The 22,317-nt window shown below is 69.9% G+C and carries 23 protein-coding genes and 1 tRNA gene; 18 read left to right on the top strand and 6 right to left on the bottom strand.

Going from position 1 to position 22,317, the window contains the following annotated elements; translation table 11 throughout:
* Window positions 1-48: 48 nt before the first annotated feature.
* From ABTW65_RS10805 to ABTW65_RS10790, 4 genes are all read left to right on the top strand, one after another.
* A complete protein-coding gene (locus ABTW65_RS10805; protein WP_350660070.1) occupies window positions 49-369 on the top strand; it encodes a DUF8738 domain-containing protein in 321 nt (106 codons plus the stop codon).
* The gene (locus tag ABTW65_RS10800; protein ID WP_350660069.1) at window positions 353-1,087 is read left to right on the top strand and encodes a VIT1/CCC1 transporter family protein; all 735 of its coding nucleotides are present in this window, start codon (window positions 353-355) and stop codon (window positions 1,085-1,087) included. The genes ABTW65_RS10805 and ABTW65_RS10800 overlap by 17 nt, the downstream gene beginning before the upstream one ends.
* 33 nt (window positions 1,088-1,120) lie before the next feature.
* Window positions 1,121-1,681, top strand: coding sequence for an RNA 2',3'-cyclic phosphodiesterase (thpR, locus tag ABTW65_RS10795; RefSeq protein WP_350660068.1), 561 nt, complete (start codon window positions 1,121-1,123; stop codon window positions 1,679-1,681).
* Window positions 1,682-1,766: 85 nt separating this feature from the next.
* Window positions 1,767-2,297, top strand: coding sequence for a DoxX family protein (locus ABTW65_RS10790; protein ID WP_350660067.1), 531 nt, complete (start codon window positions 1,767-1,769; stop codon window positions 2,295-2,297).
* 140 nt (window positions 2,298-2,437) lie between these two features.
* Here ABTW65_RS10790 and upp read toward each other — a convergent pair whose 3' ends face one another.
* The gene (gene upp / locus ABTW65_RS10785) at window positions 2,438-3,079 is read right to left on the bottom strand and encodes a uracil phosphoribosyltransferase (RefSeq protein WP_350660065.1); all 642 of its coding nucleotides are present in this window, start codon (window positions 3,077-3,079) and stop codon (window positions 2,438-2,440) included.
* A 67-nt stretch (window positions 3,080-3,146) separates the two neighbouring features.
* On the opposite strand from upp, the gene ABTW65_RS10780 reads away from it, so the two are divergent.
* From ABTW65_RS10780 to ABTW65_RS10755, 6 genes are all read left to right on the top strand, one after another.
* Entirely contained in the window at window positions 3,147-3,935 is a 789-nt protein-coding gene (locus ABTW65_RS10780) for a MerR family transcriptional regulator (protein WP_350660064.1), read from the top strand.
* A complete protein-coding gene (locus tag ABTW65_RS10775; RefSeq protein WP_350660063.1) occupies window positions 3,932-4,834 on the top strand; it encodes an ABC transporter ATP-binding protein in 903 nt (300 codons plus the stop codon). The genes ABTW65_RS10780 and ABTW65_RS10775 overlap by 4 nt, the downstream gene beginning before the upstream one ends.
* Window positions 4,831-6,435 carry an ABC transporter permease gene (locus tag ABTW65_RS10770; RefSeq protein ID WP_350660062.1) on the top strand — a complete coding sequence of 535 codons (1,605 nt, stop codon included), beginning with the start codon at window positions 4,831-4,833 and terminating at the stop codon, window positions 6,433-6,435. Before ABTW65_RS10775 ends, ABTW65_RS10770 begins: the two co-directional genes overlap by 4 nt.
* A gap of 97 nt (window positions 6,436-6,532) precedes the next feature.
* Window positions 6,533-7,045 (top strand): tRNA adenosine deaminase-associated protein, encoded by a 513-nt coding sequence (locus ABTW65_RS10765; protein ID WP_160026513.1) that lies wholly within the window; start codon window positions 6,533-6,535, stop codon window positions 7,043-7,045.
* A gap of 26 nt (window positions 7,046-7,071) precedes the next feature.
* Window positions 7,072-7,539 (top strand): nucleoside deaminase, encoded by a 468-nt coding sequence (locus ABTW65_RS10760; protein WP_350660061.1) that lies wholly within the window; start codon window positions 7,072-7,074, stop codon window positions 7,537-7,539.
* Window positions 7,540-7,549: 10 nt separating this feature from the next.
* A tRNA-Ser gene (locus tag ABTW65_RS10755) sits at window positions 7,550-7,637 on the top strand.
* A 46-nt stretch (window positions 7,638-7,683) separates the two neighbouring features.
* On the opposite strand, the gene ABTW65_RS10750 is transcribed toward ABTW65_RS10755, so the two are convergent.
* The 4 genes from ABTW65_RS10750 to ABTW65_RS10735 all read right to left on the bottom strand — a co-directional run bounded on the left by ABTW65_RS10750 (window position 7,684) and on the right by ABTW65_RS10735 (window position 10,204).
* Window positions 7,684-8,541 carry a fructosamine kinase family protein gene (locus ABTW65_RS10750; protein WP_350660060.1) on the bottom strand — a complete coding sequence of 286 codons (858 nt, stop codon included), beginning with the start codon at window positions 8,539-8,541 and terminating at the stop codon, window positions 7,684-7,686.
* Window positions 8,538-8,999, bottom strand: a complete 462-nt coding sequence (locus ABTW65_RS10745; RefSeq protein ID WP_350660059.1) for a low molecular weight protein-tyrosine-phosphatase — start codon at window positions 8,997-8,999, stop codon at window positions 8,538-8,540. The genes ABTW65_RS10750 and ABTW65_RS10745 overlap by 4 nt, the downstream gene beginning before the upstream one ends.
* A gap of 67 nt (window positions 9,000-9,066) precedes the next feature.
* Entirely contained in the window at window positions 9,067-9,459 is a 393-nt protein-coding gene (locus ABTW65_RS10740) for a phage holin family protein (RefSeq protein WP_350660058.1), read from the bottom strand.
* A 73-nt stretch (window positions 9,460-9,532) separates the two neighbouring features.
* A complete protein-coding gene (locus ABTW65_RS10735) occupies window positions 9,533-10,204 on the bottom strand; it encodes a GntR family transcriptional regulator (protein WP_350660057.1) in 672 nt (223 codons plus the stop codon).
* Between the two features lie 137 nt (window positions 10,205-10,341).
* On the opposite strand from ABTW65_RS10735, the gene ABTW65_RS10730 reads away from it, so the two are divergent.
* Both ABTW65_RS10730 and hisC read left to right on the top strand, forming a co-directional pair.
* Window positions 10,342-11,232 (top strand): dimethylarginine dimethylaminohydrolase family protein, encoded by an 891-nt coding sequence (locus tag ABTW65_RS10730; protein ID WP_350660056.1) that lies wholly within the window; start codon window positions 10,342-10,344, stop codon window positions 11,230-11,232.
* Between the two features lie 11 nt (window positions 11,233-11,243).
* Window positions 11,244-12,323 (top strand): histidinol-phosphate transaminase, encoded by a 1,080-nt coding sequence (gene hisC, locus ABTW65_RS10725; RefSeq protein ID WP_350660054.1) that lies wholly within the window; start codon window positions 11,244-11,246, stop codon window positions 12,321-12,323.
* 85 nt (window positions 12,324-12,408) lie between these two features.
* Here the strand turns inward: hisC and ABTW65_RS10720 are convergent, their stop codons facing one another.
* Entirely contained in the window at window positions 12,409-13,041 is a 633-nt protein-coding gene (locus tag ABTW65_RS10720; RefSeq protein ID WP_350660053.1) for a hypothetical protein, read from the bottom strand.
* Between the two features lie 509 nt (window positions 13,042-13,550).
* Here ABTW65_RS10720 and ABTW65_RS10715 point away from each other — a divergent pair.
* The 6 genes from ABTW65_RS10715 to ABTW65_RS10690 all read left to right on the top strand — a co-directional run bounded on the left by ABTW65_RS10715 (window position 13,551) and on the right by ABTW65_RS10690 (window position 22,274).
* Complete coding sequence (locus ABTW65_RS10715; protein WP_350660052.1) at window positions 13,551-16,805, top strand: transglutaminase family protein; 3,255 nt, start codon at window positions 13,551-13,553, stop codon at window positions 16,803-16,805.
* Window positions 16,802-19,270: a circularly permuted type 2 ATP-grasp protein gene (locus ABTW65_RS10710; protein WP_350660051.1), complete on the top strand. Its 2,469-nt coding sequence runs from the start codon at window positions 16,802-16,804 to the stop codon at window positions 19,268-19,270. The genes ABTW65_RS10715 and ABTW65_RS10710 overlap by 4 nt, the downstream gene beginning before the upstream one ends.
* Window positions 19,271-19,390: 120 nt before the next feature.
* Window positions 19,391-19,843, top strand: coding sequence for a hypothetical protein (locus ABTW65_RS10705; RefSeq protein ID WP_350660050.1), 453 nt, complete (start codon window positions 19,391-19,393; stop codon window positions 19,841-19,843).
* 10 nt (window positions 19,844-19,853) lie between these two features.
* Complete coding sequence (locus ABTW65_RS10700) at window positions 19,854-20,765, top strand: transglutaminase family protein (protein WP_350660049.1); 912 nt, start codon at window positions 19,854-19,856, stop codon at window positions 20,763-20,765.
* Window positions 20,766-20,781: 16 nt separating this feature from the next.
* On the top strand, window positions 20,782-21,252 hold the full coding sequence (locus ABTW65_RS10695; protein WP_350660048.1) for a nuclear transport factor 2 family protein: 471 nt from the start codon (window positions 20,782-20,784) through the stop codon (window positions 21,250-21,252).
* 20 nt (window positions 21,253-21,272) lie between these two features.
* On the top strand, window positions 21,273-22,274 hold the full coding sequence (locus ABTW65_RS10690) for a zinc-binding metallopeptidase family protein (RefSeq protein WP_350660047.1): 1,002 nt from the start codon (window positions 21,273-21,275) through the stop codon (window positions 22,272-22,274).
* Window positions 22,275-22,317 lie beyond the last annotated feature (43 nt).

Here is a 22,317-nt window from a genome sequence, read left to right as displayed (position 1 = left end):
GCCGGATGTGGCTCCGAGGCGACGGACCCAGGCGCTAACGTGTCTGACGTGCCCACCTCATCCAGCCCGACGCCCGCCGAGGACCCGAAGGTCGCAGCCGCGATCGCCGACCTGGCCAAGCGTCAGGGGGTGAAGAGCGAGGAGATCACCGTCGTCTCCAACGACAAGGTGACCTGGCGCGACGGCAGCCTCGGCTGCCCTGAGCCGGGGAAGATGTACACGATGGTCCTGACCGACGGCGTACGCGTGGTGCTCGAGGCCGCCGGGAAGACCTACGAGTATCACGGCGGTGAGAGCGGCCCGGTCGCCTTCTGCGAGAACCCGCAGGAGCCTGTTCCCGACAAGGGGAGCAGTGACGCTCCCCAGTGAGGGTGCCCACGCGGGCCACGGGGACGCCGAGGAGCGGGCCGAGGGCCTGAAGAACCGGCTCAACTGGCTGCGCGCCGGCGTCCTCGGCGCCAACGACGGCATCGTCTCCACCGCCGGCGTGGTGATGGGCGTCGCCGGCGCGACCACGGGCACGACCACGGTCCTGATCGCGGGTGTCGCCGCTCTGGTGGCGGGCGCGATCAGCATGGCTGCGGGGGAGTACGTCTCCGTCTCGACCCAGCGCGACACCGAGAAGTCGCTGATCGCCAAGGAGCGTCGCGAGCTGCGGGACATGCCCGAGGAAGAGCTGCGCGAGCTCGAAGGGTTCCTGCGGGAGCGCGGGCTGGAACCCGAGACCGCCGCCGAGGTTGCCGAGCAGCTCACCGATCGGGACGCGCTGCGTGCCCATGCCGTCCTCGAGCTCGGCATCGACGTCGACGATCTCACGTCGCCGTGGTCCGCTGCCTGGGCGTCGATGCTGGCGTTCACCCTCGGCGCGCTGCTGCCCCTGCTGTCGATCATGCTCCTGCCGGACAGCGCCCGCATCTGGGGAACCGTTCTCACGGTCACCGTCGCGCTCGCCATCACCGGCTGGACCAGTGCTCGCCTCGGCTACGCACCACCTGGCCGCGCGGCGCTGCGCAACGTTGCCGGCGGTCTGCTCGCAATGCTGGTGACCTACGTCGTCGGCGACCTCCTCGGCACACAACTCAGGTGACCCGGCCCCTGCCGCCGGGCACAATGGACATCGATGAATCGAATGTTCGTGGCGGTGATCCCGCCGGAGTCGGTGATCGAGGATCTCGACGAGTTCTTGTCCGTACGCCGCGACGCGGCCGCCTTTCGCTGGTCGGCGCCTGATCAGCTCCATCTGACGCTCGCCTTCGCCGAGCACGTTCCCGACCGGTCCCTCGATGACGCGATCGAGCGGCTGGAGACGGCCGCGGGACGGCGTACGCCCTTCGACCTGACCGTCACCGGAGGCGGCGCCTTCCCCAACGTGACCGAGGGCAAGGTCCTCTACGCGGGCGTCGAGACCGATGCCGCCGAGGAGCTCGACCGGGTCGCTGCCGGGACCCGGAACGCCCTGGTCAAGGCCGGGGTCGAGGTCGACGGCGGCCGCTTCCGGCCCCACCTGACGGTCGCCCGGACCGGGATGCCGATGGAGCTCAGCAACTGGGTGCGGCTGCTCGATGCGTACCGTAGCCCGACCTGGACCGTCTCCTCCTTCGCGCTGGTGCACTCACGGCTCGGCGAGGGGCCGAGGAAGCGTCCGGCCTACGAGGTCATAGCAGAGTTTCCTTTCGGCTGAGAGGAAGCCCCGGGCGGTACCGGTCGGGACTCCGCATCGCTACCGTGTGCGCCCTGTTTCTGACCTGACCAGAGGAGAACCGGACATGAGTCGTCGAGTGGGGCGCAACGCCTACACCGGACTTTTCAACGACGTCGTGCTGCTTGCCGCCCGTGTGGTGGTCGGCGGGATCTTCGTCGCGCACGGCTGGCAGAAGTACGACCAGGGCTTCGCCGGCACCGAGCAGTTCCTGGGCGGCCTGGGGGTCCCGGAGCCCGCCATCGCCGCTCAGGTGGCGACGTACGTCGAACTCGTCGGCGGCGCGCTGCTGGTGCTGGGCCTGTTCGCCCCGATCGCCGGCATCGTGCTCGCCGGTCAGATGGCCGGAGCCGTCTGGTACGCCCACCGCACCACCGAGGTCTTCGTCGACCAGGGCGGCTGGGAGCTTGCTGCCGCGCTCGGCGCCGCCGCCCTCGTGCTCGGTCTGGTCGCCCCCGGCCGGATCACCCTCGACCAGCTCCTCACCTGGCCCTTCAAGGCCATCGCCGCCAAGCGCAAGGCCCGCGCCGAGGCAGCCGAGGCCGAGACCGCCGAGGCCGAGCCGTACGTCGAGGAGAAGGTGACCATCAAGGCCTGAGCCTCCGCTGGCCCGGCCCGCCGCCCGTGTAACACGTTGTTCGTAGGACTACTCGCCCTATCAGAACGACCGGATAGTCCTACGAACGACGTGTTACACGCGAGCGAGCGCCACGAACAGCGTGTTACCGAGGCGCGAAATCAGCCCGCGACGCCGTAGAGCCGGTCGCCGGCGTCACCGAGGCCGGGGACGATGTAGCCCTTCTCGTTGAGCTTCTCGTCCATCGCGGCGGTGACGACGCGGACGGGGGCGTCGACGCCCTCGAGACCCTTCTCCAGCGCAGCGACACCCTCCGGGGCGGCGAGAAGCACGACGGCGGTGATGTCGTCGGCGCCGCGCGAGACCAGGAAGTCGATCGCGGCGGCGAGGGTGCCACCGGTGGCGAGCATCGGGTCGACGACGTAGCACTGGCGGCCGGAGAGGTCGGCGGGGAGACGCTCGGCGTACGTCGTCGCCTCGAGGGTCTCCTCGTTGCGGACCATGCCGAGGAAACCGACCTCCGCGGTCGGCAGCAGCCGGATCATCCCGTCGAGCATCCCGAGACCGGCCCGGAGGATGGGGACGATCAGCGGCTGCGGGTCGGTGAGGCGTACGCCCTGGGTCGGAGCGACCGGCGTGACGATGTCGACCGGGGCGACCCTCACCCCGCGGGTCGCCTCGTAGGCGAGCAGCGTGACGAGCTCGTCGGCGAGACGACGGAAGGTCGACGAGTCGGTCTCTTTGTTGCGCAGGGTGGTGAGTTTGTGGGCGACGAGGGGGTGGTCCACAACGAGGGTCTCCATGGGGCGAAACCCTACGTCACCAGTCAGACCTTGACCTTGACGCTCCGTCAAGGTCTTGACTGGTCTCATGCGGATCGGAGAGCTTGCGGCAGCGGCGGGGGTGAGCACCCGCACCGTGCGCTACTACCACCAGGTCGGACTGCTCCCTGAGCCGGAGCGATCCGCGTCCGGATATCGCGTCTACGGCATGCGGGACCTGGTGTTCCTCAGCCACGCCCGACGGCTCGTCGAGCTCGGCCTCGGCCTCGACGAGGTGCGGCAGGTGTTGGCGGACGAGGAGGGACGCGACCTCGGCGAGATCGTCGCCTCGATGGACGCCGCGCTCGCTCTGCAGCAGGAGCGTCTGGCCGCTCAGCGGCGACGTCTCGCCGAACTGCAGGAACGGGTACGCGACGGCCGCCTCGCGCTCGACGACCTCCCCGACCCGAGGCTGGTCGAGTTCTTCACCCGTGTCGAGGCAGCCGGCGCCACCGGCCCGATGGCCCGGCTCGACCGCGACGTACTCGCGTTCATCCCCGGCACCGAGGCGAGCCGCTGGATCGCCCCGATGCTGCCGCTGCTCGGCGACGAGGACTTCACCCGGCGCCTGGTCGGGATGTACGACGAGTTCGACCGTCTCGCGGACGCGGACCCGGACGACCCGGCAGTCGCCACGCTCGTCGACCGGATCCTCGACCTGCTTCCGGAGGAGTCGTTGCGCGCCCTTTCCGAGCACGACCTGGTGAGCGCCAGCGGCGATTTCGTCATCGACGCGGTCGTCGAGGAGTTCACCCCCGCCCAGGCGGCCGCCGCTCGCCTGCTCATCGAACGCACTCGTGCGCCGCACACCGTCACCCAGGAGGAGAAGGAAGAATGACCGCCATCGAGCTGACCGGACTGGTCAAGACCTTCGGAAGCGTACGAGCTCTCGACGGTCTCGACCTGCACGTCGAGACCGGCGAGGTGCACGGGTTCCTCGGCCCCAACGGCGCCGGCAAGTCCACCACCATGCGGGTGCTGCTCGGCCTGCTCCGCGCGGACAGCGGCCGGGCGCGGCTGCTCGGCGGTGATCCGTGGCGCGACGTCGCCACGCTCCACCGCCGGATCGCGTACGTGCCTGGCGACGTACCGCTGTGGCCCAGCCTGACCGGTGGCGAGGTGATCGACGTGCTGGGCCGGCTGCGCGGCGGCCTCGACGAGAAGCTGCGCGGGCAGATGGTGGAGCGCTTCGAGCTCGACCCGCGCAAGAGGTCGCGCACCTACTCCAAGGGCAACCGGCAGAAGGTCGCGCTGGTCGCGGCGTTCAGCGCGGAGGCCGACCTCTACCTGCTCGACGAGCCGACCTCGGGCCTGGACCCGCTGATGGAGGCGGTCTTCCAGGAGTGCGTCGAGGAGGTCGTCCAGCGGGGTGCGACGGTGCTGCTGTCCAGCCACATCCTCGCCGAGGTCGAACGGCTCGCGGACCGGGTGAGCATCATCCGGTCCGGCCGCACCGTCCAGAGCGGCACGCTGACCGAGCTGCGCACGCTGACCCGCACCACGGTTGTCGCCGAGACCCGGACCCCGGTCACCGACCTGGCCTCCCTGCCCGGCGTCCATGACCCCGAGTACGACGACAGCCACGGCACCCACACGGTCACCCTGGCCGTCGACACCGCCCAGCTCGACGACGTGGTCGGCATCCTGCACCGGGCCGGGATCGTCTCCCTCCAGGCACACCCGCCGACTCTGGAGGAGCTGTTCCTCCGCCAGTACGGCGACGTGGTGACCCGATGAGTGCCCACGAGCTCTTCGCCGGTACGTCGACCCTGGTCCGGCTGGCGCTGCGCCGCGACCGGGTGCGCCTCCCGCTCTGGGCCCTCGGCATCGTCGGAGTCTCCGCGGCCAGTGCGGCCACCGTGAAGGGCACGTACGACACGGCCGCCAAGATCGCCACGTACGGGCCGACCGCCGGGGCGAGCGCGGCGTCACGGATCACCAGTGGCCGACAGGTCGCCCTCGACACGGTCGAGGGGATCATCGCCAACGAGATCACCCCGATCGTGACGCTCGGCATCACGCTGCTGGTCGTCTTCACGGTGGTCCGCCACACGCGCGCCGAGGAGGAGTCCGGGGCGGCCGAGCTGGTCCGCGCGGGCGTCGTGGGGCGTCACGCCGCACAGGTGGCCGCACTCGTGGTCGCGCTCGCCGCGACGGTCGTCATCAGCGGACTGCTGGCCGTGGTGCTGATCGGCCTGGGCCTGGAACGCACCGGGTCGCTGGCCTTCGCGGCGGAGGTCGCGACGCTCGGCCTCCTCTTCGCCGGCCTCGCCGCGGCGGCCGCCCAGGTCACCGCGTCGGCCCGCGGCGCGCTCGCGATCGCAGGCGGTCTGCTGGGGGCGGCGTACGTCGTCCGTGGCGTCGGCGCGGTCGGCGACAGCGCGCTCTTCTGGGTCTCGCCGTTCGGTTGGGCCCAGGGGGTCAACGCGTTCGGTGACGAGCGATGGTGGCTGCTCGGGGTGCTGCTCGCGGCCGCGGCCGTCTGCTTCGGTCTGGCCGTAATGCTGACCGCGCGACGCGATGCCGGCGCCGGCCTGTTGCAGCCGCGGCCGGGTGCCGCGCGCGCCTCCGCCGTCCTCGGGACGCCGTGGGGCCTGGCGCTGCGCACACAGCGGGGCCTGGTGATCGGCTGGGCAATCGGGCTGGCGGTGCTCGCCGCGATCTACGGCTCCGTCATCCCGGAGGTGCCCGACATGCTCGAGGGGAACCCCGACCTGCTCGAGGCGATGGGTCTGGGTGCCGGCGCCGGCGACGCCCTGATCGACGCGTTCCTCGGCTACGTCAATCTCACCCTCGGCGTGATCGGCGCGGTCTTCGGCGTCGCCTCGGTGCTGCGGCTCCGGGCGGAGGAGGAGACCGGGCGGCTCGAGGCGCTGATCGCCACCCCGCTCACCCGGACCCGCTGGCTGGTCGGCTCGCTCGCCGTGACGGTCGTCGGCGTGCTGCTGGTGGCCCTGGCGATGAGCGCCGGGATGGTGCTGGGGTACGTCCCGGTCGCCGGCGAGGTCTCCGGCTCGCGCGTCTCCGAGTTGATCCTCGGCGTTCTCGCCCAGCTGCCGGCGATGCTGCTCGTCGCCGCCCTCGCCCTGCTGATCCTGGCGTGGTTGCCGCGGTTCGCCGTCCTGGCGTGGGCGCTGGTGGCCTGGGTGGTGCTGGACGCCTTCCTCGGGGAGACGCTCGAGCTGCCCGACGGGGTCCGCTCGCTGTCACCCTTCTTCCACCTGCCAGCGTACCCGACGGAGACCTGGACCGCCGGTCCGACCGTCGCGCTGCTGGCGACGACGGCCGTCGTCGCAGCGCTGGCCCTCGTCGGCTACCGGCGCCGAGACGTGGGCTGACCAAGCGGGGCGCATGAGACCCGAAACACCGCGCCCTGAGCGTGGAATTCAGCGATACGGCCTAGACCCAGGGCGGTTTCGGTGTCACTCTGGTCGTGTGTCTGATCAGCTGGAGCAGATCGAGGGTGTTGACTTCGCCGTCGCGATGTATCGCGAGGACGGCGCCTGGGTTGTGCGCGAACTCGCTCACGACCTCCTGACCGATGTCGAGACTCTGACGCACGCGCTCCACCGCTTCCCAGGCGATGGCGGCGCGATCGCGATGGCGGCGATCGACGAGGACTTCTTCGTGATCGTCCGGGTCCACGGGGCAGCGACCAAGGTGCTGCTCTCCGACGTGACCGCGGCCGACGAGTGGGAGCTGGCCGCGTCGGCTCTCGACGTGCTCGGGCTTCCGCTGCCCGAAGAGGTCGAGGACGAGGAAGAGCCCGACCCCGCCGGTGACCTCGGCATCCTCGCCGACTTCGGGATGAGCGCAGTCGAGATGGGCATGCTGCTCGACGACATGTTCGAGGACGACCTCTACCCCGACGAGACGCTCTCCGAGATCGCCCGGGCGATCGGCTGCGGCGAGGCCTTCGACGACGCCGTCGGCCTCATGCCGGCGTGACCCCAGCCAGTCGATGGGAGGCCCCGATGCGGGCCGCTCTCGATGAGGGTCGTGCTGCCCTGGCGACCGGTGACGTGCCGATCGGCGCGGTCGTCGTCGACCCGTCCGGCGTCGTGATCGGGAAGGGCCGCAACGTACGTGAGGCCGAGGCCGACCCCACCGGACATGCCGAGGTGGTCGCGCTGCGCGAGGCGGCCAAGGCCCGCGGCGAGTGGCGCCTGGAGGGCTGCACGCTCGTGGTGACGCTGGAGCCGTGCACGATGTGCGCCGGCGCCGCGGTCCTGGCCAGGGTGGAGCGGATCGTCTTCGGTGCCTTCGACGACAAGGCCGGTGCGGTGGGGTCGCTGTGGGACGTCGTACGCGACCGCCGGCTCAACCACCGGCCCGAGGTCGTCGCCGGGCTGATGGCCGAGGAGCAGCGCGCGCTGCTGGAGGACTTCTTCGGATCCCAGCGAGGCGGCCCCGATTTCGGCGAAGACCACCCGAGGTTGTAACTTATTCGGCGGTGACGTGTCCGAGCGGCCGATGGTGCAACACTCGAAATGTTGTGTAGGGCGACCTACCGTGGGTTCAAATCCCACCGTCACCGCCATCCGAAAACCCCTGGGTAACCAGGGGTTTTCTGGTTTCCCAGAGAATCAGAGGTAGCGAGCGGCCACCGTGGCGGCCCGAGCGCCGTAGCCGCCACCGAACATGGCCGCATGGACGAGCAGCGGGAAGAGCTGGTGGAGGCCCTGGCGATCCTCCCAGCCCTCGGCGAGCGGCGTCGTGTCCTCGTAGGCGGACATCATCCGCTCCAGGTGGGGCAGGCCGAAGAGCGCGAGCATGGCGAGGTCGACCTCACGATGACCGGCGTACGCCGCGGGGTCGATGAGCCAGGCCTCGCTGGTCCGGTCCCAGAGCACGTTGCCGTTCCAGAGGTCGCCGTGGAGCAGGGCCGGCGGCTCCTCCGGGATCAGCGAGGGCAGCTTCCCGACGACCTGCTCGACGCTCTCGGCGCCGGCGGCGTCGATGGCGCCGCGGTCACGGGCGGCCCTGAGATAGGGGAGCAGGCGGCGTACGGCATAGAACTCGGCCCAGGTGTCCGCGGGCTTGTTGGGCATCGGCATCCGGCCGATGAACCCGTCCCTGTCGGCACCGAAACCCGAGACCGGGGTGCTGTGGAGGCGCGCGAGCGCGCGGCCGAGCTCCTCGGCGGTCTCGGCGTTGGGGCGTCCGGGCTCGATCCAGCGCAGGACCAGGCAGTCGGGCTCGGCGGCGAGGACCTCGGGGACCTTCACGGCCCCCGACTCCTCCAGCCAGCGGAGCCCGCGAGCCTCGGCGGCGACGAAGTCGTCACGCGGTGGGGAGAGAGCCTTCATGAGCACCAGCGAGCCGTCACTCAGGCGGATCTTGGTGGCGGTCGAGATGTCACCGCCCGCGACCGGAGATGTGCTCACCACCGCCGCTCCGAGCAGCTGCTCGGCACGACGGGCGACCGCGGGCTGGCGGGTCACGAACCGGGCCTCGCCGAGGCCACGGATGCAACGATCGCATCACTCGTACGCTCCACCATCGCCAGCACCTCCCGGAATCCCTCAGCACCACCGTAATAGGGATCGGGTACGTCCCCGGGGCCTTCGGGATCGAAATCACGGAACATCCGCAGCCCGCTGTCCGGTGCCTGACCAGCCAGATCGGCCAGATTGTCGGCATCCATCGCGAGCACGAGGTCGTACGTCTCGGGGTCCCCGACCGGCCACTGCTGGGCCCGGTGACGCTCGGGGTCGTAGCCCGCCTCGAGCAGCGTCGCGGCCGCCCGGCGGTCCATCTTCTCGCCTGCGTGCCAGCCGCCGGTGCCGGCCGAGACGAGCTCCACGTCGTCGAGCCCGGAACCGTCGAGACGCTCCCGCAGCACCACCTCCGCCATCGGAGAACGGCAGATGTTGCCCAGGCAGACGACCGCGATCTTCATGGCCTGAGTTTTACATTTCGGCCAAGAACGCGTGGCGGATGTGGAATCTGGAGCGCCGCGTGACCTCTCACTCGTCGCTCTCCGGCCAGACGCGGTCGAGGCCCCAGTCGACGATCGAGATGATGATGCCGCCGAGGACCGCCGCCCAGAACCCGTCGACGTGGAAGCCCACCCCGGTCGGGCCGAGGATCCACGCGGTCAGGCCGAGCATCGCCGCGTTGATCACCAGCAGGAGCAGGCCCAGGGTGAGCAGGATGAACGGGAACGCGAAGAACTTCACGACCGGCTTGACGAAGGACGACACGAGGCCGAGCACGACGGCGACGATCAGCAGCGGGAGCAGCTTCTGCTTGATCTCGTCCATGCCGCTGGTCGGGCCGTCGAAGTAGATCCCGCCGACGAGCCAGGTTGCCACCGCCAGAGCGATGGCGTTGGTGATGAGCCAGGTCACGATGCGCATACCGGTGAGTCTGGCAGGCTCCGCAACCGCGCGTAAGAGCCCGCGCCAGGTGTGGCGACTGTGTTACCCCTGCTCACGGCTCCAGGCGGAGCGCCTTGCAGATGGAGTGGGCGGCGTCGGAGAGATGCTTGTCCAGGAACTGCTCGGCCTCGTCGATGCGGTCGGCGTCGAGGAGGCGGACGAGGGCGGCGTGGTCCTCGGCCTGGTCGTGGGCGTTGCGGCGGATGCGGTCGACTTGGGCGAGCGAGAGCTTGAGCTCGAGGACCAGGTGCTCCTGCATCGCGACCAGCCGCGGTGACCCGGTGAGGGCCACCAGTGAGAGATGGAAGGCGAGGTGGCGCTCGTTGAGCTCGCGGTAGGTCGAGCGCTCCGAGTGGACCGCCGAGATGTACGCATCGAGCGACTCGTGCACCGCCCGGCGGTCCTCTGCGGAGGCGTTCCGCCAGTTGCGCACTCCGGCTCCTTCGAGCACCCAGCGGGCGGCGCAGACATCACGGACGGAGGCGGCCTCGGGGGTGGCGACGGCGACGCCCTTGTTGGGTGCGCGGGTGGCCAGGCCCTCGGCGACCAGGATGGTCAGCGCCTCGCGGACCGTGGAGCGGCCGACGCCCAGCGACTCGGCGAGACCGTGCTCGCGCAGGGGAGTGCCCGACTCGAGCTCGCCCTCGAACACCGCCCGGCGGAGCTCGTCGGCGACGCGGTCGACCGTCGATGCGGGTTCGTCCAGGGTGAGCGACTCGAACATGGGCCCCATTGTCCTACCTGCGCCGTCTTCCGGTGATGACCGTTCGTGCTCTAACCTAACGGCACAGGATTGTCTGACAATCAGTCAATCAGGCAATCGGACGATCTGAAGTCAATCAGACCTTGAGAGGGGTACGAGTGAGCACATCGCTGAGCTGGGGCCGTCACTACCTGATGACCGAGCCGACGCACTACCGCATCGACTACGCCATCAACCCGTTCATGGACACCGAGATCCAGCCCGATCCGGTCCGTGCTCGCGCGCAGTGGGACACCCTGAAGGCCACCATCGAGGAGCTCGGCGGCCGCGTCGACGTCATCGCGCCCCGCGAGGACAGCCCCGACATGGTCTACGCGATGAACCTCGGCTTCGCGGCCACGGTCCCTGACGGCCGGCGTCACGTGCTCCTCTCCCACATGCGCTTCCCCGAGCGGCGCAACGAGACCCGCTCCGCGATCGAGTGGTTCGACGCGAACGGCTGGAGCTCGGCGTACGTCGGCAAGGACGGGGTCGGGCCGACCTTCGAGGCGGGCGACGTCTTCCCGTACGCCGGCTACCTGGTCGCCGGCACCGGGCCGCGCACCGACGAGATGGCGCTGAAGACCCTGGCCGCCGAGATGGGTGTGCGCGTCCTGGGCGTTCGGACGACCCACTCGGGGATGTACCACCTCGACCTGGCCTTCTGCCCGCTCGACGAGCGCCGCGCGATCATCTGCCCGGACGCCCTCGCTCCCGAGTCGGCGCAGGCGCTCCTCGATCTCGTCCCGGAGCCGCTGGTCATCACCGAGGAGGAGGCGCTCAGCACGTTCGCCGCCAACTCGATCGTGATCGGCCGCAACATCGTGATGCCGTCCTGCCCGGACCGCGTCCGCACCGTCCTCGAGGGATGGGGCTTCACGATCCGGATCGTCGAGATGAGCGAGCTCCACCTCGGTGGCGGCTCCGTGCGCTGCGTCACCAACCCGCTCGACATCGTGGTCGGCCGCGACGTCCCCGTGGTTTACGGGGGCGAGGTCATCCCGACCTAGGATCTCACGATATGAGCACCCCACAGCCCCGTCCCAGTGTCGCCGCTATGCCTGCGTACGTCGCGGGCAAGCCGCCGGTGGAGCGGCCCGGTCTGGTGACCTACAAGCTCTCGTCCAACGAGAACCCCTACCCGCCGCTGGACGGTGTGGTGGAGGTCGCCGCTGAGGCGGCGGGCCGGGTCAACCGCTACCCCGACGCGGGCAACACCGAGCTCTACGAGGCGCTCGCGACGGCCTACAAGGTGCCGGCCGAGGAGCTCGCTCTCTCGACCGGCGCCGTGGCGCTCATCTTCCAGCTGATCTCGGCCTACTGCGGTCCCGAGGACGAGGTCGTCTTCGCCTGGCGCAGCTTCGAGGCCTACCCGATCGCGGTGCTCGCGGCCGGTGCGACCGCGGTGAAGGTACCGGTCACTGACGACGGCCACCACGACCTCGACGCGATGGCGGCGGCCATCACGGAGCGTACGAAGGTCGTCTTCGTCTGCACCCCCAACAACCCCACCGGCACCTCGGTCACCCAGACCGAGCTCGACGCCTTCCTCGCGAAGGTGCCCGAGCACGTGCTGGTCGTGGTCGATGAGGCCTACGCCGAGTTCGTACGCATGGACGACGCCATCGACGGGATCGCGACCTACCGCTCGCGGGCCAACGTGGTCGTGCTGCGTACCTTCTCCAAGGCCTACGGGCTGGCCGGCTTCCGGGTCGGCTACGCCTTCGCGCCGGCGCCGATCGCCTCGACCCTGCGGGCGATGGCGCTGCCGTTCGGCGTCAACGTGGTCGCCCAGGCGGCCGGCGTCGCCTCGCTCGAGCGGCAGACCGAGCTGCTGGCGCGCGTCGACGACGTGGTGGCCGAGCGGACCCGAGTGGTCGAGGGTGTCCGCGCTGCCGGCTGGGACGTCCCCGACGCCCAGGGCAACTTCGTCTGGTTCGCCTTCGACTCCGCCCAGCGCTGCGCCGAGTTCGCCGCGGCTGCCGACGAGGTCGGCCTGATGGTCCGTCCCTACCCGCCCGAGGGCGTACGCGTGTCGATCGGTGAGGCCGAGGCCAACACCCGCCTCATCGAGCTCGCGGGTTCGTTCCCCAAGGGCTGACAGTCGGGGTCGCTCGAACAAATAGCAGAGGTCCAACAGCGTCGATGCTGCTGGACCTCTGCTAATTGGGTGAGAGTGGATGCCTCTACGGCAGCGGGAGCTTCCCGAGGATCGAGCTGAGCAGGTCGGTCAGGACCGGGCCTACGACCGGGAGGCTGTTGACGATGCCCAGCAGGCTGTCGGTGACGCCGGGGAGCTCGGGAACTCCGGGAACTCCGGGAACGCCGGGGACGGGGACGTCCGGGACCGGGACGTCCGGAATCGGAACATCCGGGACCGGGACCTCAGGGACGGGAACGTCTGCGGCAGGAACGTCAGCGGCAGGGCTGTCCGGAAGGGGAACGTCCGGAGTCTCCGGGATCCCTGGGCCCTCCGGGACGTCCGGGACGTCCGGGATCGGTGCGTCGGGAACGTCCGGGGTTTCGGGGACTTCCGGTGCGTCGGGAACGTCCGGTGTCTCCGGAACGTCCGGAGTGCCGGGTACGTCCGGGGTCTCCGGAGTGTCGGGAACATCAGGGGTCTCCGGGGTGCCGGGGACATCAGGGGTCTCCGGGGTGCCGGGAACGTCAGGGGTTTCCGGGGTGCCGGGGACGTCCGGGGTCTCCGGGACGTCAGGCGTTTCCGGAGTGCCCGGGACGTCCGGCGTGTCCGGAATCGGAGGACCCGGGGTGCCGGGGACCGGCGGGTCAGGAAGTGGAGGCGGGACGGGGCTGGCCATAGCTGGTGAAGCGACCGTGGCCAGTGCGAGTCCAGCGACGACAGCGGCGATTCGAGTCCGAGAATTCACGAAATCTCCTTAACTTGCTGTTTTGTCATGCCCGATGAATCCTGAAGCGATTTGAAGCATAAAGTCAAGAACAATCTTTAATTGATTGTTTCCTATACCAAAGCGGGTTTGCTTGCCGTAAACTCATCGGATCGCATTTGAACTGACGCTGACGTCCAGGTCTTGTTCCAGGTGAGCCCCTGGATGAGCGGTGGACGATATGGCCTTGCTGCGGGCCACTTCTCGGGTACCTGCCGGGGTAATAGATCTCCTTCGAACTGGCGATTGGGTAATTCCCTTGGGTCAAGACCCGGCATTTAGCCAGGGTGAAATGCGTTTACCAATCAGCTGATTCGGATCCCCTCGGTTTGCCTTCGTGATAGGCCACATTCGAGAGGGACGGCGGCACGAACCCGGCGGTTCGTTACCCCTGTGCAACCTGCATCGGTCACCCTTGACCCATGTCGATCAAGGTTGCGCTCGAACATCGGACCACCTACGAGTTCGCGCAACCGGTCCGGGTGAGCCCACACGTCGTACGCCTGCGCCCGGCGCCGCACACCCGGACCCCGATCGAGGCCTACTCGCTGTCGGTGACGCCGGCGGCGCACTTCATCAACTGGCAGCAGGACCCGTTCGGCAACTGGCTTGCGCGGCTGGTCTTCCCGGAGAAGACCGACAAGCTCGAGGTCACCGTGGGCCTGGTCGCCGACATGGTGGTGATCAACCCGTTCGACTTCTTCGTGGAGGAGTACGCCGAGACCTTCCCCTTCGACTACGAGCCGCAGCTGAAGGCCGATCTGGCGCCCTACCTCCGTGACGTGGAGTCGGCGACCGCGGCCGACGCCTGGCGGCAGCGGCTGCCCGCCCTGCCCGAGGACGGCCTGCGCACCGTCGACTTCCTGGCGAGCGTCAACCAGGCGGTCAACTCGGACGTCGCCTACTCGGTGCGGATGGAGCCGGGCGTACAGACTCCCGACGAGACCCTGCGGATCGGTATCGGCTCGTGCCGCGACTCGGCGTGGCTGCTGGTGTCCCTGCTGCGTCAGTACGGTCTCGCCGCGCGGTTCGTCTCGGGCTATCTGGTGCAGCTGGCCGCCGACCAGGAGTCGCTCGACGGCCCCTCCGGCCCGACCGAGGACTTCACCGACCTGCACGCGTGGTGCGAGGTCTTCGTCCCTGGAGCCGGCTGGATCGGGCTCGACCCGACCTCGGCCCTGTTCGCGGGGGAGGGCCACATCCCGCTCTCGGCGACCCCGCACCCGTCCTCCGCGGCCCCGATCGAGGGCGCCACCGACCCGGTCGAGGTCACCTTCTCCTTCGCCAACGAGGTCACCCGGATCCACGAGGACCCGCGCGTCACGCTGCCCTACACCGGCCAGGAGTGGGCCCGGATCGACGCGCTGGGTGAGGCGGTCGACCAGCGTCTCCAGGCGGCCGGCGTCGAGCTGACCGTGGGCGGCGAGCCGACCTTCGTGTCGCTGGACGACCAGAAGAGTGACCAGTGGAACACCGACGCCGACGGGCCGCACAAGCGCGAGCTCGCCACTGACCTGGCCGAACGCCTGCGCAAGGTCTACGGCAAGGGCGGGATCGTCCACCGCGGCCAGGGCAAGTGGTATCCCGGCGAGCCCCTCCCGCGCTGGAACATCGACCTGCAGTGGCGTACGGACGGCCAGCCCCTGTGGAGCGACCAGACCCTCTTCGCCGACCCTTGGGCCACTACCGACGCCGAGCCGGCCGATCCCGCCGCCGCTGAGGCCATCGCCACCAACATCCGCAGCATCCTCGGGCTCCCCGCGGAGCAGGTGTTCGCTGCGTACGAGGATCCGCTCGCGAAGATCGCCCAGGACGTAGGCCGCCCCGACGGCCCCAAGCCGGACGACGCCGCGGACCGAGGTGACCTGAACGTCACCGAGCTCGACAAAGAGGTCACCGAGCCGGTGGGGTGGGTGATCCCGATCAACACCAACGACGGGGAGTGGACGAGTCCGCAGTGGCGGTTCCGGCGGGGGCGGCTGGTGCTGGCGCCGGGGACCTCGGCGGTCGGGCTGCGACTGCCGCTGGACTCGATCTCCTGGCATGACCCGGAGTTCCCGGGCGAGCCGTCCTACCTGACGGCGGGCGAGCCGTTGGACCCCGAGATCCCGCAGGTCACCGTCACCGACCCCGACGAGGCGCCGACCACCGCGCTCGCGATCGAGGAGCGCGACGGGCTGGTCCACGTGTTCCTGCCGCCGACCGATCGGCTGGAGGACTACGTCGCCCTGCTCCGGGTGATCGAGCAGGCCGTCACCGAAGCCGACGTACAGGTCGTGCTCGAGGGCTACGGTCCGCCGCCGGACTCCCGCCTGGCGCGCCTGACGGTCACCCCCGACCCCGGCGTGATCGAGGTCAACGTCCAGCCGACAGCCACCTGGGCGGAGCAGCGTGAGCTGATCACGACGCTCTACGAGCAGGCCCGGCAGGCCCGCCTGTCCACCGAGAAGTTCGACCTCGACGGGCTCCACACCGGCACCGGCGGCGGCAACCACCTCACCCTCGGAGGCCGGAGCCCCGAGCGCAGCCCCCTGCTCCGGCGCCCCGACCTGCTGGCCAGCCTGATCCGCTACTGGCAGCGCCACCCCTCCCTCTCCTACCTCTTCTCCGGCCGCTTCATCGGCCCGACCAGCCAGGCGCCGAGGTTCGACGAGGGCCGCCCGGAGGCGGTCTACGAGATGGAGATCGCGCTCCAGGAGGTCGCCCGGATCACCCGTGAAGACCCTGAGCCGCGCCCGTGGATGATCGACCGCGCGCTGCGCCACCTGCTCACCGACCTGACCGGCAACACCCACCGCGCCGAGTTCTGCATCGACAAGCTCTACTCCCCGGACTCGTCCCGAGGCCGCCTCGGCCTCCTCGAGCTCCGTGGCTTCGAGATGCCGCCGCACCCGCAGATGGCTCTCCTCCAGTCGCTCCTGGTCAGGAGCCTGGTCGCGTGGTTCTGGGAGGAGCCGTACGAGGCGCCTCTGGTCCGCCACGGCAGCTCCCTCCACGAGGACTTCCTGCTCCCGCATGGGTGCCTGCGCGACATCGAGGAGGTCGTGGCCGACCTGCGCCGCCACGGGATCCCCTTCGAGTCACAGTGGCTGGCTGCGTACGCCGAGTTCCGCTTCCCGCGGATCGGGCTCGCGAAGGTAGGAGACATCGAGCTCGAGCTGCGGCAGGCGATCGAGCCGTGGAACGTCCTCGGCGAGGAGGCCACCGAGTCGGGGACCGCACGCTACGTCGACTCCTCGGTCGAGCGGGTCCAGATCTCGGCGAGAGGGATCGACCTCGACCGGCAGCTGGTGACGTGTCAGGGTGTTCCGGTGCCGCTGACCCCCACCTCTGTCCCAGACACCTTCTATGCGGGTGTCCGGTTCAAGGCGTGGAGCCCGTGGTCGAGCCTGCACCCGAGCATCGACGTCCAGGCGCCGCTGCACTTCGACGTCGTCGACATCGCCTCCGAGACCAGCCTCGGCGGCGCGACCTACCACGTCGTGCACCCGGGCGGCCGCAGCTACGATCACCCGCCGGTGAACGCCAACGAGGCCGAGGCGCGCCGCGCGAGCAGGTTCGAGGCCCGCGGCCACACCTCCGGCCGACTGGACGTCGCCGAGATGCGTGAGCGGGCGGCCCGCGGAACCACGCCCGACAACCCGCACACCCTCGATCTCCGACGGGTGGTGCGGTGACCGTCCTCCGCGAGTACGCCGACGCCCTCGGCCTCCTCGACGCGACCGACCAGCCCTACGACGAGGTCGTCGGGCCCGACGGCACCCTGCGTCCCGCGTGGAAGCCGATGGCCGAGACGGCCGTCTCGATCACACCGGCCACGCTGAGCCGGATCGGCCACGACGTCGAGCGGTTCCTCGCCGACGACGGGGTCACCTACCTGCGCCCCGGCGCCAAGCCCGAGCCCTGGCGGCTCGACCCGGTGCCGCTCGTCATCGATCCGGCGCAGTGGCGCATCCTCGAGGTCGGCCTGGCCCAGCGTGCCGAGCTGCTCAACGCGATCCTCGTCGACCTCTACGGCCCGCAGCGGCTCCTCCGGGACGGCATCGTCCCGGCACCGGTGATCTTCGGCCATCACGGCTTCCATCGTGTCGCCGCACGGGCCAGCAACCACGACCCTCGGCCGCTCGTCCTGGCCGCCACCGACCTCGGCCGGACCCCTGACGGTGAGTGGCGAGTGCTCGCCGACCGCACCCAGGCGCCGAGCGGGATCGGCTACGCGATGGAGAACCGCCGGGTGATCAGCCGGGTGCTCCCCGAGCTCCACCGCGACGCCGGGCTGCACCGGATGGAGCCCTACTTCGCGGCTCTCCGCAGCGCGCTGCTGGAGTCGGCGCCCGGCGACCAGGCCGATCCCCGGGTGGTCGTCCTGTCTCCGGGAACGCACTCGGAGACCGCCTATGACCAGGCTTTTCTCGCCTCGACGCTGGGCTTCCCGCTGGTCCAGGGAGCCGACCTGACCGTACGCAACGGCGAGGTCCTCATGCGTGGCCACGGCGACCGGCTGGAGCGGGTCGACGTCATCCTGCGTCGCGTCGACGCGACCTGGTCCGACCCCCTCGAGCTCCGCGGCGACAGCCAGCTCGGCGTGGCCGGCCTGATCGAGGCCGTACGCCGCGGCAATGTGCGGGTGGTCAACGGGTTCGGGGCCGGCGTACTCGAGAACCCGGGGCTCGTTCCCTATCTTCCCGCCGCCTGCGAGGCCCTGCTCGGCGAGCCGTTGCGGCTGGCGTCGCTCGGCACCTGGTGGTGCGGCGACCCGGCCCAGCGCGAGGAGGTCGAGCGGCGCCTGGCCGCGGACGACCTGGTCGTGCGGACGCTGGAAGGGACGATCGTCAACGGAACGCCCGAGGAGCTGGGCGCCCGGATCGCGGCCGATCCCTACCGCCATGTCGGGCAGGAGAGGATCACGCTCTCCCAGGCCCCGACCTGGGCGGAAGGGCACGGCGCGGTCGCCCGGCCGCTGACGCTGCGTACGTTCTCGCTTCGCTACGGCTCGGCGTACCGCCCGCTGGTCGGTGGCCTGGCCTCGATCCGCGCCGACGCGACCGGGCTGCCGCCGTGCAGCAAGGACGTCTGGGTGCTCAAGGAGTCGCCGCAGGACGCCGACCAGGGTCTGGCCGACGTGCTCCCGATGACCCATTCCCGCTCGGTCACGGTGCTCGTCCCGCGTGCGCTCGAGGACATGTACTGGTCGGGCCGCTACGCGGAGCGTGCCGAGGACCTCATCCGGCTCATCCTGGCCACGCACGTGCTCGCCGAGGACTTCCGGACGAGGCCGCGTACGTCCGGAGGCATCAGCCTCGAGGTGATGCTGAGCGCGCTCGACCGGTTGGGCGGGCACGGCCACGCGGACGCCGATATCGACGCCGAGTTCCGCTCCATGCTGCTGGACGCCGACCGGCCCGGGTCGGCGGCGCAGTCGCTGGCGGGGATGCGACAGGCCTTCAGCGGCGTACGCGACCAGCTCAGCCCCGACATGTGGCGGATCTTCTCCGCGACCGACCGGGCCGCCGAAGACCTCCGGGTCAACCCGCACTCGCTGCAGATCGCCGAGTCGGGGGCCGAGATGCTGCACGGCATCCTGGCGATGCAGGGGATCGTGGCGAGCATGATCCGCGACGAGGGCTACCACTCGATCCGGCTGGGACGGTTCCTGGAGCGGTCGATGCAGGTCTGCCACCTGCTCCGCACGACGACCACCGTGCGGAGAGGGCTCGAGGTCGACCGGGCAGTGCTCAACGCGGTCCTCGCCTCCGCCGAGTCCGCAGTCACCCACCGTCGCCGCTACCGGGGCTACGTACGCACCGGCGGCGTGCTCGACCTGCTCATCATGGACCGCGACAACCCGCGCTCCCTGGCCTTCTGTCTCGACGAGCTACGGCTGCATCTCACCAAGCTCCCCGGCTCGACCGGCTCGTCCCGCCCCGAGCGGCTCCTCGACGACATCACCGACATGCTCGACCGCACCGAGGTCGCCGGCCTCGTCGCCATCGGCGGTGTCGGCCGCCCCAACCTGGAGTCCTTCCTCGACCAGGTCCAGGCCCAGCTCGTCCGCCTCGCCGACGCCATCAGCGACGTCCACTTCGCCACCGGCCCCGCCCCACAACCCCTCAACGCCCTCCCGGCGCAATCGCTCACTTGAGCATCCAAGTCGTCGTAGGTTGGCGGCATGGGGAGTACGTCTGATCAGCAGCATCAGGAGCCGTTTCCCCGCCCGCCACACGGTCGCCGTGTGGTCTGGGCGGGGAAAGGGCGACCGGCCGTGGAAGGTGCCCCGCTCGCGCTTCCGGGCGTCGTCACAGAGGACTTGCCCGACGGCTGGTACAGCCCTGACGCGGTCTACGAGGTGAAGAACCTTCGAGCGATGTCCGACGCGGAGTTCGACGACCTCGTCCGGGCTGTCCGCGAAAGTCCTGGCTGGCAGGGGATCACCCACGACATCGTGGACGATTCGGAACCGTCACCGTACGTCGTCGGTGCCCCGGTCATGTGGCTAGGGCCGGTGCTCGGGGACAAGGATTGGGACCCGTCCAACAATGCCTGGAGGCTGGCAGTGTTCGGCAGCGCATCTGGGCCGCCGACTCGTGGCCATCGGGGTCGAATCGTCGAGGTCTCGCAGAGCGGGGCGCTTCGCGTGCGGTGGATCGACGAGGATGGCGAGTTCGAAGGACCAGGCTTCGTCGACCCCGGCGACGTGGCGGTTGGATCGGGATAGCATCCCGCGAGTGAGATACCGGGTCAGCCACACGACGACCTACTCCTACGACGAGGACGTGACGAACTCGTTCGGGATCGCCAACGTCACGCCGCGGGAGCTGCCTCACCAGCATGTCGGGAAGGCGGAGGTGCGGATCACTCCGGCGCCCGCGGACCAGTCGACCGACATCGACTTCTACGGCAACACGGTGACGTACTTCCAGGTCCTCGAGCCGCATCGACTGCTCGAGATCACCGCTGCCTCCGAGGTCGAGGTCAGCACGCCGGTCTATGACGAGACGAGCTTCGCCCAGCCGTGGGAGCGGGCGCGGCCGCTGGTGGACCCGACTCTTGCGGGCGCCTGGAGGGCGACCGATCTGGCGGTGGCCTCGCCGCTCGTGGAGCACACCCAGGAGGCGTACGACTTCGGTGCCGTCTCCATGACGCAGGGGCGCGGGATCGTGGAGGCGGCGGAGGATCTGATGCATCGGATCCATGCCGGGTTCGACTACGACGACACGGCCACGACCGTCACCTCGACGATCCCGGAGATCTTCGAGGCGGAGGGTGGTGTCTGCCAGGATTTCGCTCACCTGATGTTGGCCTGTTTTCGAGCGCACGGGCTCGCGGCCCGCTATGTTTCCGGCTACCTCGCCACCACCCCTCCGCCGGGGAAGCCGCGGCTCGTCGGAGCCGATGCCTCCCATGCCTGGGTGGAGGTGTGGCTGCCTCACTACGGGGCAGACCTCAGCGGCGCGGGGACGGGCCAGTGGCTCGCCCTCGACCCGACGAACGACACCAGGGCCGACGATCGCTACGTGAGCGTCGCCTGGGGACGTGACTATGCCGATGTGCCTCCTGTGAAGGGGGTCATCTACACCGAAGCCACCACCTCGACCTTGACCGTCTCTGTCGATGTGGCCCCCGACCAGCAGGAGTGAAGTTACGGTGTTGCTCGTGGGACAGCCTCCGCAGCGGGCGAGCATCGTGACCCGCGGCAGCCGCTGGCGTCGCGGAGTACGCATCTCTGGACTGCTGGTGGTCGCCGCGGCTCTCACCGCGCTCACGCTCTGGCTGCTGGCGCGCGGCTCGACCCCGGCCGAGGTCACCCGCGAGTTCATGGAGACCACCTCGGTCGCCACCCTCTACGAGCTGGCCTCCGACGAGGGCGACGAGCTTCTCGACGGTGGTGGCGCCAGCGCGATGATCGACGCCGCGGAGGGGAAGCGGACCTACGCCGACCCCAATCCGCGTGCGGTGGACCGGGACATGGTCTTCGGCGAGCCCGAGATGTACGGCGACGCCGCCCAGGTCACCGTCAGGGTCTCCTACACCGCCGAGGACGGCTCGGTCCCGGACGAGTCGATGGTCGTGGTCCTCGTCCGCGAGGACGGCGAGTGGCGCGTCGAGAGCTGGGGGACGGCCTGAGAAGGCCGATGATTGAGGGCATGGAAGCGTTCAGCTGTCGGGAGTGCGGCAACCGCCTCTACTTCGAGAACTCGGCGTGCGTCTCGTGCGGCACCCGGCTCGCCTACTCCCGCGAGGAGCGCGAGATCGTCCCGGTCTCGCCCGAGGGCAGGTACGTCGACAGCGACGGCTACATCTGGTGGGTCTGCGCCAACACGCTGGAGACGGGATGCACCTGGCTGGCCCGCATCGAGGGTGGGATCTGCTTCGCCTGCGAGCTGACCCGGACCCGGCCCAACGACGCCGCGCCCGAGTTCGTCCAGCAGCAGTACTCCCTCGCTGAGCAGGCGAAACGCCATCTCGTGGTCGAGCTCGACAACCTCGGTCTGGACGTCCGCACCAAGGTCGAGGATCCCGCCGAGGGGCTCGCCTTCGACCTGCTGGCCAGCGACGGGGTCGCGGCCACCCCGGACGTGGTCATCGGACACGACGGCGGCGTGATCACGATCGACCTGGCCGAGTCCGACGACGCCTATCGCGAGCACGTCCGGGCGACGCTCGACGAGCCCTACCGCACCCTGCTGGGCCACTTCCGGCACGAGGTCGGCCACTACTACGAGTGGCAGCTGGTCCGCGGCCCCGAGCTGATGGAGCGGTGCACCGAGGTCTTCGGCGACGAGTCGGTCTCCTACGAGGAGTCGCTCCAGCGCCACTACTCCGAAGGGCCGCCCTCGGGCTGGACCGAGAACTACATCTCGACCTACGCCACCATGCACCCCTTCGAGGACTTCGCCGAGACCTGGGCCCACTTCCTGCACATCCGCGACACGCTCGGGTCCGCGGCGGCGTACGGGCTCACCGACCCGGTGCCCGCCGACATGCCGTTCCGGCAGGTCGTGACCGACATCTGGGTGCCCCTCTCGGCCGCGCTGAACGTCATCAACCGGTCCATGGGCCACGACGACCTCTACCCCTTCGTCATCCCGCCCGCGGTCCTGGACAAGCTCGACTTCGTGGCCTCGTTGGTGCGCGATCCGCGCTGAACCGCGGGGCGATATTCCACCGGGCTACACCCATCGGCACTCT

The sequence above is a fragment of the Nocardioides sp. NPDC127503 genome (assembly GCF_040302165.1).
GTDB lineage: Bacteria > Actinomycetota > Actinomycetes > Propionibacteriales > Nocardioidaceae > Nocardioides.
The sequence above is the reverse complement of the archived record's forward strand: the minus strand, read 5'-3'. Positions and strand labels throughout refer to the sequence as shown.

Bases quoted from the DNA above. Each gene is read 5' to 3' on its own strand.
- thpR (WP_350660068.1), top strand. From the start codon at position 1,121: ATGAATCGAATGTTCGTGGCGGTGATCCCGCCGGAGTCGGTGATCGAG.
- ABTW65_RS10790 (WP_350660067.1), top strand. From the start codon at position 1,767: ATGAGTCGTCGAGTGGGGCGCAACGCCTACACCGGACTTTTCAACGAC.
- upp (WP_350660065.1), bottom strand. From the start codon at position 3,079: ATGGAGACCCTCGTTGTGGACCACCCCCTCGTCGCCCACAAACTCACC.
- ABTW65_RS10780 (WP_350660064.1), top strand. From the start codon at position 3,147: ATGCGGATCGGAGAGCTTGCGGCAGCGGCGGGGGTGAGCACCCGCACC.
- ABTW65_RS10775 (WP_350660063.1), top strand. From the start codon at position 3,932: ATGACCGCCATCGAGCTGACCGGACTGGTCAAGACCTTCGGAAGCGTA.
- ABTW65_RS10770 (WP_350660062.1), top strand. From the start codon at position 4,831: ATGAGTGCCCACGAGCTCTTCGCCGGTACGTCGACCCTGGTCCGGCTG.
- ABTW65_RS10760 (WP_350660061.1), top strand. From the start codon at position 7,072: ATGCGGGCCGCTCTCGATGAGGGTCGTGCTGCCCTGGCGACCGGTGAC.
- ABTW65_RS10745 (WP_350660059.1), bottom strand. From the start codon at position 8,999: ATGAAGATCGCGGTCGTCTGCCTGGGCAACATCTGCCGTTCTCCGATG.
- ABTW65_RS10740 (WP_350660058.1), bottom strand. From the start codon at position 9,459: ATGCGCATCGTGACCTGGCTCATCACCAACGCCATCGCTCTGGCGGTG.
- ABTW65_RS10735 (WP_350660057.1), bottom strand. From the start codon at position 10,204: ATGTTCGAGTCGCTCACCCTGGACGAACCCGCATCGACGGTCGACCGC.
- hisC (WP_350660054.1), top strand. From the start codon at position 11,244: ATGAGCACCCCACAGCCCCGTCCCAGTGTCGCCGCTATGCCTGCGTAC.
- ABTW65_RS10720 (WP_350660053.1), bottom strand. From the start codon at position 13,041: ATGGCCAGCCCCGTCCCGCCTCCACTTCCTGACCCGCCGGTCCCCGGC.
- ABTW65_RS10715 (WP_350660052.1), top strand. From the start codon at position 13,551: ATGTCGATCAAGGTTGCGCTCGAACATCGGACCACCTACGAGTTCGCG.
- ABTW65_RS10690 (WP_350660047.1), top strand. From the start codon at position 21,273: ATGGAAGCGTTCAGCTGTCGGGAGTGCGGCAACCGCCTCTACTTCGAG.